This window comes from Streptomyces sp. NPDC003691, from assembly GCF_053981115.1.
Genome location: NZ_JBSFNQ010000094.1, coordinates 12,324 through 27,471, shown reverse-complemented (window position 1 = coordinate 27,471; position 15,148 = coordinate 12,324). Strand labels below are relative to the sequence as shown.

Annotated in this window: 6 protein-coding genes and 1 pseudogene; all 7 read right to left on the bottom strand. The window is 73.7% G+C overall.

The features are described from left to right. Window positions 1-288, bottom strand: a pseudogene (locus ACWDR0_RS29520) (GNAT family N-acetyltransferase); the annotation flags it as partial. 89 nt (window positions 289-377) lie between these two features. After that, on the bottom strand, window positions 378-3,158 hold the full coding sequence (locus ACWDR0_RS29515; RefSeq protein ID WP_456354854.1) for a DUF7824 domain-containing protein: 2,781 nt from the start codon (window positions 3,156-3,158) through the stop codon (window positions 378-380). After that, window positions 3,155-4,618 carry an SWIM zinc finger family protein gene (locus ACWDR0_RS29510; RefSeq protein ID WP_456354853.1) on the bottom strand — a complete coding sequence of 488 codons (1,464 nt, stop codon included), beginning with the start codon at window positions 4,616-4,618 and terminating at the stop codon, window positions 3,155-3,157. Before ACWDR0_RS29510 ends, ACWDR0_RS29515 begins: the two co-directional genes overlap by 4 nt. A 261-nt stretch (window positions 4,619-4,879) precedes the next feature. Then, the gene (gene pdxR, locus ACWDR0_RS29505) at window positions 4,880-6,370 is read right to left on the bottom strand and encodes a MocR-like pyridoxine biosynthesis transcription factor PdxR (protein ID WP_456354852.1); all 1,491 of its coding nucleotides are present in this window, start codon (window positions 6,368-6,370) and stop codon (window positions 4,880-4,882) included. 78 nt (window positions 6,371-6,448) lie between these two features. Beyond that, window positions 6,449-7,795, bottom strand: coding sequence for a hypothetical protein (locus ACWDR0_RS29500; RefSeq protein WP_456354851.1), 1,347 nt, complete (start codon window positions 7,793-7,795; stop codon window positions 6,449-6,451). 42 nt (window positions 7,796-7,837) lie between these two features. Beyond that, a complete protein-coding gene (locus ACWDR0_RS29495; RefSeq protein ID WP_456354850.1) occupies window positions 7,838-11,809 on the bottom strand; it encodes a hypothetical protein in 3,972 nt (1,323 codons plus the stop codon). Window positions 11,810-11,928: 119 nt separating this feature from the next. Further along, window positions 11,929-14,991, bottom strand: a complete 3,063-nt coding sequence (locus ACWDR0_RS29490; protein WP_456354849.1) for a hypothetical protein — start codon at window positions 14,989-14,991, stop codon at window positions 11,929-11,931. Window positions 14,992-15,148 lie beyond the last annotated feature (157 nt).

Sequence of the window (15,148 nt, the reverse complement as noted above, 5' to 3'; positions counted from 1 at the left end):
GGTGCCGCCGGCACCGGAACGGACGGGGGGTGCGCCCTCACGGGATCCGGATCCGGGTGGCTCGGGCCGGAGCGCGTGGCGCCGGGCCCACCAGATGTGGAATCCGGCCGTGGCCATGAAGGCCACGGCGGCCGCCAGCAGTAAATAGGGACCGTCGGGGGTGTATGCGATCACCTTGGCGACCATGTCGACGACCGCCACCGCGGTGAAGACGGCGGCCAGTTCGACCAGGTCCCGCCGCCAGTGGTGGGAGCGGCGGGAGCGCTGCGAGGGGTGCACATCAGTCATGCCCACCACTCTGGCGGCGGCTTGTTGCGTGATCACAAACGGTGTGTGACTGATGGGTAAATCGTGCATTTGATGTCCTATGGGTTATTTCAGTGTGATGTGCCCCCTGACGGGGCGTCCGGTCGGCCGGATGCGGCGGAGAGTGCCCGGCTGAGCCGTTTGGCCTGCACCACCGCCTGGGAGGTGCCCTTGCGGCCGGCCAGCTCCGCCAGGCCGGGTATCTCCCCGGCCCCCGGCGGCCGGCACCGCTCCGCGCACTCCGCGGCCACCGCGAGAATCCGACCGAGGCCCCGGTTCACCGGCACGGAGCGGATCAGCCCGGGCAGTGCCCGCTCCAGCACGGACCAGACCGTGGCGTAGGCCCCGCCCGACGCGGCCGTGTTCAGCGCATCGGCGATCCGGGTCGGTACCACCACCTCATGATCCACCAAATCGGTCAGTTCCAGGGCCAGCACGCGGTGATCGAGCTGCTCCCGGGCAGCCAGCACCAGCAATGCGTCCACGGCGGCCAGCCGGTCCGCGCCCACCGCGGACCCCATGCCCATCCCCAGCGCCCGGTGCAGCCGGGGCCCCGCCGGGCCCGCCGCCTCGGCGAGCGGCGGCAGCGAAGCCGCCACATCCCGGCTCTCCCACTTCAAGCCGAGCACCATCGCGTCGTGCAGCCAGTCCACGATGACCTCCCGCTCGTACGGCAGGGCGAACACCCAGTACGGGTGCCAGTACAGCCACTTGCGGCAAGCCTCGTGCTGATCGGTGGTCCGCCCCAGCCAGTGGAAAGCCCGGGGAAACTCGCGCCGGACCGAAAGCTGCTCCCGGACGTTCCGCAGCCGGCCCCGGAGCGGTGAATCCCGCCCTGCGGTCTCCGTGGCGGCCTCTCCGACGGGATCCGCCTGCTCCTTCCCCTTCCGCTCACCCGGCACCAGCCCCGGAAGCCGCGGCCCCTCACCGCGCAGCCAGGCGGCGAGCCGGTCGCCCTCGGCAGTGCCCAGCCCGGCCGCCGCGTCCGCGGCCCCCGCGGCGCTCCCGTCCCGCGGGACCCGCAGCAGCGCCTGGGCGAAGTCCACCGGCCCCGGCTGCACGCCCTGCCGCCCGTACTCCCGCAGCCGGTCCACCAGCACCAGCGGATCGAGCACCCCGTTGTCCAGGGTCGGGGTCGCCAGCAGGAACGGCACCGGATCCGTCCAGATCCGGCAGCTCAGCTCCCGCAGCCGCGCCGACAGCACCCCCGACAGCCCGTCGCGCGGACAGCACCCCTGGGACTTGGAGCGGTCCCGCAGCAGCAACGGGGCGGGCGGCTCCACCGCCAGGGCCACCGCGACATACTCGATTTCCGAATTGCCCCGCCCGAAGTAGGAATCCAGCCGCTCGGGCGACGCCAGCAGCCCCCCTGCCCCGGAGACCCACCAGGCAGTCGGCAGAGCCTCCCGCACGGCGCCCCCGAGAGCCCGGGGATCCTCCCGTCCGAGCCGGGCCACTCCGTCGAGCACCCGCTCGAAGTCCGCGGTCTGCTCCCCGGAGCGCATGATCACCACGAGCTCCTCGACCAGTTCGGCCACCGAGCCCGGGGCCGGAGCCAGCGGCCGGGCCACCGGGGCGGGCGGGAGGAACTCCTCGTACACCTCGTCCTCCGGTACGGCCTGCCCGCCGAACAGCTCCCGAGCCGCCGCCCGCTGCGAAGGGCTCAGCTGCTCGGCCGCCTCGGCCAACTGCTCGCGCGCCGCGTCACCGGCGGCCGCCAGATGCCGGGCCACCACCTTCACCGCCCGGTCCTGGAGATCGGTGTCCGGATGCCCGAAGGCACCGCCGACCACCGGCAGCAGCCGCTCCGCCACCTCCGGGCGCTTCCGCAGCACCCGGTCCACCAGCGTCAGCTGCGAGCGGACCAGTGCCTTCTCCGTACGGAAGAGCACGGCCTCGGCCATGGCGAGCAGCGCGTCGTCCGCCAGCAGGCCCTCGGCCGCCAGTTCCGCCAGCACCTTCTGGGCCAGGGAAGCCACCGACGGCACACCGTCGGAGACCATGCCCAGCCAGTCCGGCACCCGGGAGACACGCTCCTCCCCGTGCGGGGCCAGCGCCCGCAGCACGGCGAGACAGAACGCCGTCTCCTGCGGCCGCCCCCCGCGCAGCAGCCTGGCCACGCAGGCGTCGAGCAGAACCGGACGCTGCACCACTCCGTGCCCGGGCAGCGCTGCGATTGCGGCGGGCCACGGGTCCTCGGGAGCGTGGTGCGGATAGCGGAAGACGGGGCCGGGAACGCGCGGGGTCTCGAAGATCCGGACGGCCAGTACGGACGCCCGGGGGTCGTCCCACAGCTTCCGGACGCCCTCCGCGCCCTGCTGGGTCACCAGCTCCACCCAGCCGTTGACATAGCCGTCGGAGACCGGCAGCGGACATCCGGAGCGCTGCACCAAGGCGTCGATCAGCGCCGCCTCAGCGGCCCCCACGCCCGTCCGGGCGGCCAGCCGGTGCGCCAGCTTCCCCAGGAAGTCGTCGTCCCGGTGCGCCAGCACCGCCAGCAGCAGATCCGGCTTCGCCGGCTGCCCGAGCTGCAGCTCCCTGGCCCCGATCCACGCCGCGGCCGCCGCCGGTCCCGGCAGACAGCCCGCACCCGCGATCAGCAGTGCCCGCGCCGCCCTGGCCCGCTCCTGCCACTTCTGCCAGCCCCAGTCGCGCAGCTCCACCCGGAACTTCTTCAGCTCGACGAGGGCCTCCTTGCGCTCCGCAGGCCCCATCGGCTCCAGCAGCTCCGGCACCTTGTGAGCCCGCCCCTTGCGGATCACGGCCAGCAGCTCCGCCGAACCGGCGGATTCCGTCCGTCCCGTCCGCTCCGCCGGTTCGGTTCGTCCCGTCGAGGTGTTCGCCGTCGTCATCGTCCGTCTCCCCTGCCCGCTGCCGGAGCGGTACCCGCGCCCGCTTCCGGTTCCGATTCCCGGCCCGCCCCGGCCGCTGTCGCCGGTCCGGCGGCGGTCGCGCCCCGCCGGGCCATCCGCACCGCCAGCGCGTGTTTGCACGGCCCCCGGCTGCCCTGGTAGTCGGCCCACCAGGCGCAGGTGCAGCGGAGTCTCCCGCCCGCGTCCCGCACCCGGTAGGTGCGCTCGGCCGAGGTCACCGCCGCCGTGCTCCCGTCCGGGTCCAGCGCGACCGACCCCCTGGCGAGCAGCTCCCGAGCCGCCACGAGCCGCGGGTTGTGCCGTTCCACCCGCCCCGCGTCATAGGGCAGTTCCCGGTGGAAGTAGGCGGCGTCCGCCACGTCGTACCCCACCCGGCCCGAGGTCCCCAGCCGGACCAGGCCCGCCCGGACCCGGGCCACGGGCAGCCCGGAGCGCTCCGCCAGCTCGGCCGGGTCGATCTCCGGCTCCCAGGCCAGCAGTACCGACAACAGCTCCGCGTCCTGCTCGGCCTCCTCCTCCGACAGCGACTCCAGTACCCCGCCCTCGCCGGAGAAGCCCCGCCAGGCGTCGGGCGAGAGCGTCAGCGTCAGCCGCATACCCGGCAGCACCACCTCCCACGCCGTCGGCACCGGAGTGCCGTCCACCACCGAAGGCCCGTACACCCGCAGGGCTTTTGCCTGCCGCAGCACCCGGCCCAGCGACTCCAGCCGCTCCGGTCCCGGCAGACAGACCGCACCCGCCACCGGCCTCGTCGTCGGCCGCAGCGTCCGCCCCGACGGGACCACCCACATCGCGCCCCGGGACGAACCGCCGGTCCGGGACCTGGGCAGCGACCGCAGGAACCGCACCGCCTCCGCCGCCGACAGCTCCGCCCGCAGATCGAACCCCGCCGTCGCCACCTGGGCCTCGGCGAACCCCCGCAGCCAGCGGTCCGGCAGCGGGACCTTCTTCTCCACGACCGACCCGTCGAGCGTGGTCACCGCCATCTCCCCGGGCCCCACCCGCAGATGGAGCGGGCTGTCCCCGGTCATCCGCGACAGCGCGTTCCGCAGCGGGTCGTTGACGTCCACATTGGTCGTCCCCCGGCCGGTCTCCGCCCCGCCGAGCCCCTCCCGCAGCACGTCCAGCCGGGCATAGACCCCGCAGCAGCCGGAGAACGACTCGAACCTCAGCCGGTCCCCGTTGCCCGTCACCACCGGATCGAGCAGTCGGCGCAGCTCCGGCCGCACATAGCGGGCGGCCGCGACATCGGCGACGGCCAGCAGCCCCCGGGCCGCCGTCTGCGGCGACTCGAGGAAACCGGAGAAGAACGTCGGACTGTCCTCGGCCCCGGCCGGGGTGAGCCCGCCCGAGGTCTCCAGCCCGAGGAGACCCCCGCCGGCGCCCGAACTGAGCGCGGACGGCCGGGCGTAGGCGAGTGCCTGCACTGATCGCGTCATGAAAGGGACCGTAGGACCCGCCACTGACAACGCGACCTTGCGGCGGCCGCCCCGAAGCCCCCGGCAGCCTCCGCGAGTCCCGCCCGTACATCCCGGAAACCACTCCTGAACTGCGGTGTTCATAGGCCGGAGAGAATTCCGTGGCGAGAACTCGCCAGGTGCGAACCACGATCGACCCGACCCGACCCGACCCGACCCGACCCGACCCGACGCGACGCGACCGGACCGGACCCCGCCTGCCCGCTCGCCCGCCCCGGCGCCTCAGCGCCCCGGCACCCCCGCCGCCAGCAGCGCGACCCCCCGGACGATCTCCGACGGCGCCAGATGCGCGTACCCCAGCACCAGCCGCACCTCCTCCTGCGAACCGGCCGCCGCTGTCATCCCGTGCTGCGCCACCGTCCGCAGCGCCACCCCGGCCTCCCGCGCCGCCGCGGTGAACCGTTCCTGCGGACCGTATGCGCGCGGCAGCGCCGCAATGATGTGCAGCCCGGCCGCGATCCCGCTGACCTCGGTGCCCGGGAAGTACTCCGCGAGCGCCGCCACCAGGACGTCCCGGCGCTCCCGGTAGGCACGCTGGCAGCGCCGCAACTGCCGGTCGTACTCCCCGCGCTCGACGAAGTGCGCCATCACCGCCTGGTCCAGCGCGGGATTGCCGAGGTCGATGGTCCGCTTCCGCTCCACCACCTCGTCGACCAGCCGCCCCGGCACCAGCAGCCAGCCCATCCGCAGCCCCGGCGCCAGCGATTTGCTCACCGACCCCGTATACGCCACCCGGTCCGGGTCGAGCCCCTGGAGCGCGCCCACCGGCGCCCGGTCGTAGCGGAAGTCGCCGTCGTAGTCGTCCTCCACCACCAGCCCCGACACGGACCGCGCCCACTCCAGCAGCTCCGCACGGCGCCGCGCCGAGTAGGCGATGCCGGTGGGGAACTGGTGCGAGGGCGTCGTCGTCACCGTCCGCACCCCGCTGCGCCGCAGCGGCTCCATCGCCAGCCCCTCACCGTCCAGGGGCAGTGCCGTCATCCGCAGCCCGCAGGCGTCGAAGACCGGTCCGTGCACCGGGCTTCCGGGGTCTTCGACCCCGATGCTCCGCTCCCCGTGACCGTGCAGCACCAGCCCGAGCAGAGTCGTCGCCTGGGTGACTCCGGCGCAGATCACCAGCCGGTTCGGATCCGCGACCACCCCCCGCCGCCGGGTCAGCAGCGCCGCCAGCGCGGACCGCAGCCGGGGGAGACCCCGCGGGTCCGGATAGCTCAGCTCGCGGTGCGGCAGCGAGCCGAGCACGGTCCGCTGCGACGCCGCCCACGCCGTCCGCGGGAAGAGCGACAGATCCGGTTTGCCCGGCCGGAAGTCGACCAGCGGCGACGACCGCGGCGGTACGGGTCCGGCGGCCGCCGCGCCTCCGGGGCGCACCGCGTCCCCCACCCAGGTGCCCGAACCGCGGTCACTGCGGAGATATCCCTCCGCGGTCAGCTGCTCGTACGCCTCCGTGATCAGCCCCCGGGAGACGCCGAGGTCCGCGGCCAGCTCCCGGCTGGAGGGCAGCCGGGTGCCCGCGGCCAGCCTGCCCGACCGTACGGCGTCCCGGAGTGCGGACTGCAGGGTGCGGCCGCGCCGCCGGGCGGGTGCGGCGGCCGCGGGCAGCAGCAGCTCCCAGGCGAAACCGCCGCCCCGGGGCCGGGCGGTCCCGCCCTCCGCGCGCCGCTCTCCGCCGGGCTGTGCCGGGCCGTCCGCACCGGTGTCCTTCGGGGCCATGAGGCTGCCGTCCCACGCTTTCGTTCCACAAGGTCAGGGCTGCCGACGAGTATGCCGCCCCACCCGCCCCTCAAGCCCCTAACGCTCCGCGCCGGCACCCTCCCCGCCGGACTCCGCCGTTCCGGAAGACTCCGTTCCGGCCGCCTCCCCGCCCGAGCCGTCCGAACTGCCCACGCCCCCCGAACTGCCCACGCCCCCCGAACTGCCCGCGCCCGCGCCTTCCCCGCCCTCCGCGCCGGAGCCCGCGCCCCCCTCCCCGGAAGCCTCCGCGGAAGTCTCCCCGACCCCCCTCGGCAGCCCGCCGTGAGCGTGAGCCGCCGCCCAGACCGCGTCGCCCGCGAAGTCCACGTCGTACCCCAGTACCCCGCCCAGCAGCGCGTCGCAGACCGCCCGCCCGGCGGCGTCCGTGACCACCCGGCAGCGGACCCGCCCGCCCGAGGTGAAGACGAGCGTACGGCCCGCCACCGGACGGCCGGTCGCCGTATCGGTGAGCGTGGCGGTCGCCGTACCGACCGAGACCGGGCCCGCCCGCAAGGTGCTCGGGTAAGGGGCCGCGGGGCTCATCCGCAGCACCGCGGCGACCGTGGCGTCGTCCTGCGCCGCGTCCCGCGACCAGAGCAGCAGCAGTCCCGAGTCGGGCCCGCCCGCGGGCGGCCGGCAGGTCGAGGCGGGGCTGCTGATATCGCGTGCCGGGTCGGTGACGTATCCGCCGATCGGGGCGAAGACCGCCTCCGCCAGGCAGACGTACTGCACCCGGTCGGGCAGGACCCCGGGGACACCGGAGCCGGAGACCGCGACCGCGAAGGTGGGGGCGCCCGGATTGCCGTACTTGTCGGCCACGGCCAGCTCGCCCGTACCGCGTTCGAAGGTCTGCTCCGTCGAGTGGACGGGGTCGAAGGGGCGGAACGAGCCCCCGGCGGCGCCGGACTGCACCACCGGGCCGTCGTCCCCGGCGATCGCGGTGTCCCACAGATACTCGATCCGGAAGCGGTGCCGCTCGGTCCGGACATCCGTGATCTTCGTGGTGACGGTGATCCGGGAATCCGCGGCCGTCGTCCCGCTGACGGTGACCCGCTGCTCCAGATCGAAGGCGTCCGTCACCGACCACCGGGTCACGGCCTCGGCTCCGGCCACCCGTACGGACCGTACCGACGGGTCGAGCGACACCTCGTCGGAGTGGGTGAGCAACTGGCCCTGGACATAGACCCGTCCGGTGCCGAGGTCGGCGACCCGCAGAAAACTGGTGCCGGGGACACCCCGGCCGTACAGGACGTCCAGGCCGGGGCCCGCCGGGTTCAGCTCACCGGTCAGCACCGTGAACTCGCCTGCGCCCGGCCGCTCGCGGCCGTTGACGTACGCCCGGAAGATACCGTTGCCGAAGCCGCCTGGTGGCAGCGCGGCGGAGGTCACGCTGGAGGTCGTCATCTCTGTCCTTCGGGTGGTACGGCCAAGGGGGCTGTGCGGGTCTCAGAGGTCGACGGCGTCGGCGTACACCAGACGGCTTCCCGCCGTCGGCAGCACCTCCCGTTCTTCCACCAGCAGCCGCAGGGGTGCACTGCCGGGCCGCGCGGGCAGGGTCACGGTGGCGCTCCACTCGCCGCCGCCCGGCAGCGGCGGCAGCGGCGACTCGGACACGGTCCGCCAGCCCAGCGCGCCCGACTGCCCGGGCTCCGCGGTCTGCACGAACAGCGTCAGCCGGGCCCCGCGCGCCGGATCACCGGCGTACGTCGGGCCGGACACGGTGACGGTGGCCCGCGCCGGGTCCTCGGCGCCCAGCGCCACGGAGAGCGTGCGGTCCGGGTTGAGCTGGGCGAACTGGGCGAGCACGACCGGCGACAGCTCCAGACCGGAGAGCGAGTCCCGCTGGTAGCGGGCGAACGCGAAGCGCAGAAAGGGGCGGTACGCGGGCTCGGCCCGCAGGGTCAGATCGCAGTACCACAGTCCGCGCGCCTCGTCGAAGCCGACCGCGTGCGCCGCCACGGCGACCGGCGGCAGCCCCGGTACGGTCGCGGACTCGGCGAGCACCAGTCCGCTCGCCGTCCGGGTGGCCAGCGGGAACTCGCCGGCGCCCGGGGCGGCCGTCGTCGGCACGGAGGCGTACAGCGGATCCTGGCCGCGCAGGGTGACCCAGGGCCGCAGGGCGGGCGGCGGGGCGCCGTCCGCGGCGAGGACGACAGCGAGCTGCTCGCCCTCGCCGGAGGAGTACCAGGGACGGCGGAGATAGACCCGGATCCCGTTGCCCTGCCGGGTACTGGTGAACCCGCCGTCGCCGCGGGCCCGCTGCCAGCCGAAGACGGGGACCAGATAGGCCACGTCGGGGGCGCCCGGCCGGGCCGACGACCGGACGTTGACCACCACCGGCGGCTGCGCCTCGGTGTTGACCCTGGTCACCGGGCCGGTGACGAAGCCGGCTTCGACGGTGGCCCCGTCGGGGATGGCCGACCCGGGTCCGGTGCGGCGGATCGACCCGGCGCCGAGGTCCGCGGTGTAGTCGGCGTCGCCGTAGACCCGTCCCGCCGCGGGGTCGGTGACGGTCAGCGTGCCGGAGGCGATGCCGCGGGGCGCGATCACCACCGGATCCGTCCCGGTCAGCACGGCGCGCGCGGTCTCCGTGAAGAAGTCGCCGAACCGGGTGGCGGCCACCGCGGTGTAGGTGACCGTACGGTGCCGGGTGTCGTGGAACTCGTGCGGCGCGGCCAGCCGCAGCCGGTCGCCGTCGGCATCGTCCGGGGCGGTGGCGAGGGTGGTGATATGGGCCCGGCCGGGGCGGACGACGGGCGCCGGGTCGGCGGGTGCGTCGCCCGGTTCCGTCCACTCGGCCCGGATGTCGACCTTGGCGGTGCTCGCCCGGTCCAGGGTGAGGGTGTCCACGATCCTCGCCGCGGTGTCGCCCGGGACCCGGACGGCGACGGGCTTGCCGAAGACCGCGGGGGCGACGGGCTGCCGTACGGCGTGGACCAGTTTCACCGGCCGGCCCGGTGTGAGCTGCCAGAGCTGCCCGCGCGCGGCCAGTCTGCGCAGATCGCCGACGGAGGTGCCCGGCGGCGGGGTCAGGCCGCTGTCCGTGAACCACTGCCAGATGCCCAGGACGTTCAGGTCGTCCTCGTCGATCCGGGAGGAGCAGACGAGGTCCGCGGTCCGGCCGGGCGGCAGCCGGAGCGTCAGGATCCGCCGGACCCGGTCGTACTCGGGGGCGCCGGTGCCGTTCTCCAGCCGGAGGGTGAACGGTGCCCGGCGGGGCCAGGACAGCCGGTCGTCGAAGGGGACCGGGAAGACCTCGCCGGGCGGCAGCCCGGGCAGGCCCCGGAAGGCGGCGCCCCGGGCGAGGACGTCCGGCAGATAGGGCACCTCCAGCAGCGGCCGGTCGAAGTACGGGGTCTCGCCCCAGCCGCCGGGGTCCTCGCCGCCGCCGGTGAAACCGGCCGTGTCCCGGCGCACGATGTCCGCGTACGCGAGGCGGTCCAGGCCCCCGGGGTTCACCGGCGTGGGGGCGACGTCGTACATGCCGTGCCGCTCGGCCTGCGCGGGGCTGGTCCGCCGCGGCGCCACCCGGCGCTCGCAGACTCCGGTGGCGGGGGCGTCGTAGTTGCCCCGGATGACCAGCAGGGCGAGGGATTCGCCCTGGGTACGGGGCGCGGCGGGCAGCAGCTCGGGCGAGCCGACGGGTTCGAAGCGGAGATGGCGGACGAGCGGGGTGGCCGAGCCGAAGTCGTCGGGCGCGGGCTCGTCGGGCCCGAGGCCGTTGCCGGTGATGTCGACGGTCCGGGCCCGGAACCGGTAGCCGCGGCCGTAGCGCAGTTTGGGCAGGGCCAGGGCGCGGAAGGAGGTGCGCAGTTGCACCGGCCCGGTGGGATCGCTGTCCGGTCCGACGGTCACCTCCTCCCCGTCCACGGTGCGGGTGATGCTGCCGGGGCGGCTCGCGGTGAGGCTGTAGCCGTCCCAGGCGAAGACCGATTCATGCAGGTAGATCGTCGGGTCGCCGTCGGGCGCGGTGCTGTGCGCGAGGTGTACGGTGCCCTCGTCCCGGGCCTCGAAACGGAGTTCGCCGCAGTCGTACGTACCGGCGCGGCGGCACAGGGAGCGCCAGCGCCGGGTGGTGTCGTCCCACACGTCGACCCGGATGCCGTACTCCAGCTCCTCGGCGCCGAACGGCTCCGCCGCGAGCAGGGATGCCGGAGCCGCGGCCCGGTCCACGGCCCGCACCAGCCGGTCGTGCAGGTCCCGGGCCCGGCCGCGCTGCACCACGCCGATGCTGTCGGCGCGGTGGCTGGGGAGTGCCGCGGGCTCCAGGCCGGGGTCCACGGCGACCGGCAGGGCGGCGTCGGGCGGTACGGCGGCACCGGAGGAGCCGTCGTTGCGGTCGAGGATCTTCCGGCCGAAGCCGGACAGGGCGTCCGCCGTGCCGTCCGCGTCGACCTCCACCACCTCGAAGCGGTCGGAGTCCAGCCGCAGCAGCCCGTTCCTGACCAGGTCACCGGCGGGTTTCGCGGCGAAGCCGGAGGCGGTCAGCACCGCGTTCACCGCGGGCAGGACCGCTTCGTACGGTCCGCCGGGTTCCGCCGGGGGCCACTCCACCAGCAGGGATACGGGCACCGGGTCCCCGGCCGCGGGCACCCCGGGCGCCCCCGCGTCCACCTCCAGGTCGACGACCAGCCCCAGCGCCCGCTGGAGCGCCGGATACTGCGCCAGCGCGCCGAGCGCGGCATGGAAGTCGACGGACTCGCCCGGGGCGATGAGAGCGGTGTGCGCGGCCAGGGAACCCCCGCCGGGGGAGGGGTTGTCGGCCGCGCGGCGGCGGTGGAACTGCTGGGCGAGCAGGAAGTCGATCTGTGCGGCGCTGAAGGGTTCGAAGGGCGAGTCGGGGTCCTCCAGCGGGCCGCCGAGGAAGTAACCGTCCCTGGCGAGTGCTTCGGCGATCAGCGTACGGGCCCGGGCCAGCCTGGCCGGAGGAATCGGGATGTCCGTGACGAGGTCCTGATGGCTGCCCCCGTTCCGGGACCCCGCCGTCAGTCCCGGTCCGCGGGAGGCCATCCGGTTGACGCTGAGGGGCGCGGTCCCCTGGAAGGCGGTGGCGGCGGCGTGTTCGGAGCGGGCCAGGTCGCGGGCGCTGACCGGTGGCCAGGAGCGGATCGGCGGTACCCCGGCGGCCGTCAGGGCGGCGGCGGCCGGAGTGGAGACGACGGGGGTGCTCCCGGGGAAGAGCTGCCGCCAGAGATCCGGCCGGGGGGCCGGCCCGGTGATCTCGGCGGCCACCGCGGGTCCCGATCCGAAGACCAGGGAGTAGCGCGGCCGCTGGGCGGGCCAGTCGAGCCACTCGGGATGGCCGGCGAGTGTCTGTGCGGGCCCCGCGAGCCGGGGCGAGACGAGGACGGACAGCTTGAGCCGGCCGCCTTCGCGTCCGGCCGGTACCGGGGTCCAGACGATGCGTGAGGCTGCCATGGGGGTCGTCTCCTCGGGACGGGTGTCGAACGGGGTGCCCGACGGACTGCCGGACGGACTGCGGGTGGGCGGCGGAGGGGAGGGGGCGGATCCGGACGGCGCCCTGGTTCGCGGAGGTGTCAGCCCGCGAAGGAGTCGCAGTACCGGTCCCAGTCGTCGCGAGACATCAGATCGCCGAACGACGTGGGTTCGTCGGCGGCCGCGAGGGCCCGCCCGCCGCCGTCGGCCCCGGTGAGCGACTCGTCGGAGATGCTGCCCCGGAGGTTGTAGAAGAACTCCAGGGCGACGGACACATGGAAGAAGAGGATGTCGATGGAGACGGTCAGCCGGGCGTGCGCGGTGACCGCGGACTCGTTCCCCAGTCGGCGGTACTGGAGGTCCGCGTAGAACTCGGCGGTAATGCTGATCAGCCCGAGGACGCTCAGCCGCCCGGTCGCCCGGACATAGCCGCGGAGTACGACCTCGTCCTTGGCGTCCTCGTCCTCCTCGTCGGCCCGCTCCAGTTTGAAGTAGACCCCGAGGGCGATCCGGGCGAGACCGCTGGCGATCTCGGCGAAGTCGAAGGCGAGGGTGTACGTGGCCTCGATGGCGCCTTCGATCTTCTCCAGGCGCTTCTCGCTGACCTCGATGGTGAGGAAGCCGCCGCCGCCGAAGCCGTAGACGGTGACATTGAACTTCTCGTCCTCCCGGGCGAATCCGAAGGCGGCCCGGACCGGCTTCCGCTGGAAGGGGACGATGATTCCGGCGGTCAGAAAGCAGTTGGTGATCCGGAGAACCGGCCCCATCTTGATGTCCGGCAGTCCGAAGGTGACTCCGACCCGCACCTCGCTGTACGCGATCTCCAGATAGGTCTTCAGCTTCAGGCCGAAGATGCTGACGCCCTTGAAGGCGTCGGAGATGTAGTCCTGGAGGAGCCCGACGAAGGCCAGTGGCCCGTAGAACCGGACCGCGTCGACGCCCGGCTTGAAGGACGGTCCGCCGTCGTGGTCGAAGCTGAACTCGAAGTCCTTGAAGACCACGCCGATGAACTGGAACGCCGGTTCGACCAGCTTCAGCTCGAAGAGCGAGATCTTCCCGGAGACGGTGTTGGTGTTGGTGCCCTCGGTATAGCTGACCTCGTTGAGGATCTTCAGATCCAGTTTGGCCCGGTTGTTGCCGACCACTGCCCGGAACGGCCCGAAGTCCACCAGCGGCGTGCTGTACTCGATGGTCATCCGGTGGCCGTCGGGGAGTCTGTTGGTGTCCGGGATCCCGGTCTTCGGGTTGTTCGGGTAGGTGGTCTCCTTTTTGATTCTCGGGGCGAATTCCGACCCGGCCTCGTTGTCCGGCAGGACCCGCGCCAGAAAGGTGGCCCCGAACAGCACGGCCCCGTTCAGCTGGTTCCCGAGGTCGAAGTAGTCCTTGCCGACGATCTTTCCCTCGTCCCGCAGCCGGTCGACCGATTCGGCCTTGCCGCCGACCGCGCCGAGGGCCCGGGACAATCCGCCGACCTCGATGTTCGGCATGACGATCCCGCCGGTCGTGCTGCTGTTGAGCACGAGCCGCTCCACCGGCCGGTCCTCGCCGGAGGCCAGGGACTCCAGCGTTTCGCGGACCCGGACATAGATTTCCCCCGGATTCCCGCGGAACGCGTCCGCCAGATACTTCTCGTCGTAGCCGAGGACGACCGTGCCCCCGGGGCCGTAGAAGGTGTCCAGCACCGGCAGCCGGGCCTCCGCCGCCAGCATGCGGGGGAAGAACAGGGGGCTGTCGGTCCGCGGGGCGAGTGTTCCGGGCGGCCCCTGGAGTCCCCAGAGGAGCCGCTGGGTGGGGTGGGTGGCGCTGCCCGGACCGGCCTCGGCGGTATAGCCCAGCTCCTGTCCGGCGAGGTTCAGCGACCGCCGGGGGTCCGGGGCGGGGCCGGTGATCCGGTCGAAGCCGCCGTAGGCGTCGATCAGTTCGCGCAGCACCGTGCCGGGCTCGGGGGACCGGATGGCGATATCGTGCGGAACGAAGCCCAGGGAGGCGGTGAAGCGGATCTCCCGGCCCGCCTGGTCGCCGGCGCGCAGGACGAACGCCACATCGGTGCCGGTGTCCAGCGACTGGATCCAGAAGCCGGTGTCCGGACGGCCGGGCAGCAGCGGTTCGGGGCTCCGGGGCAGGACCGGCGGCACCGGTCCCTCGACCGCGATCCGGGTGAAGGGCAGCGAACGGCCGCCGAACGGCAGTCCGTACGCCCCCGGATACTCCTTGACCGGCTCGGTGATCCGCACGAACCGGCGCTGTTCGAGGTAGGCGACCCCGGTCGTCCCGTCGAAGGTCCGCTTGGTCTCGGTGAACAGCAGCGCCCGGTGGCCGAACGGGACCAGGAATCCGTACTGCTCCAGGATCACCTTGTTGTCCCGGCCCTGCCAGGCGTGGTGCTCCCAGTGCTTGAGGTTCAGCCCCGGTGTGGTGCTCGGCTCCCAGCGGCCGTCGAGGTCGAGCGTGGCGCCCGCGGCGCTCAGCGCGAGAAGCGCCGCGTCGACCGGGGCGGCGTCCGGCTCGGGCGGGTTCGTCAGGGTGACGAGCTGGCGGTAGTCGAACCCATCCGGGTTGAGCGCCCCGAAGAGCCTTGCCTCCCCGGGGTTCGCCGGCTCGTCGGCGGCCACCACCCGGACCGTGGGCACCGACAGCGGATCGGGACGGCCCCGGGGGCCGCGCCCGGCGAGCCGGGTGTGCCACAGCTCGGTGCGGCCGCCGTGCTCGACCGGGGTCTCCGAGTGGTCCCAGGTCGCGAACCGCTCCGGAGTCAGATGGAGCCAGTCGACCACCAGCAGATCCGTCTCCAGCGCCCCGGGCCGCCCGGCGGCCGGCACCGCCCGCATGACCCACTGCCACCACCGCAGCAGACCTTCCTCGCTGTACGGGATGGTCTTCACGGTCTCCGGGACGGTGAAGACGATCCGGCTGGGCCCCACCGCCCGGGCCGCGATCGCCCCCGGAACGGGCCGGTCCGGCTCGTTCTCGTACACCGTCTGCTCGGTGACGTGCTGCGATTCGAAACGGACCACGACAAAGCAGGGCAGGGCCGGGTCGATCCGGCGCAACTGCGGGGGATCCGCTTCGGGTTCGGGCCGGAGATTGTGGAAATCGAAGTCGGCCACCAGCATGTCCTGGGGCCGTACGAGCCTTGCGCTCGCCGCCGGAACGGGTGTCGTCATGACCGGACCTCCGAGCTGTCGCGGTGCTTCAGGTATAGGGGACGCCCACTGCCGGGCGAATCCGCCGAACGGATTACCCGGGAGCGCGCGGGGCGCGCGGAAGTGGTCCCCGATACCCCCGTGGAAGTGGCCCTTCAAGGGGGCCGCGGCGGTCCCT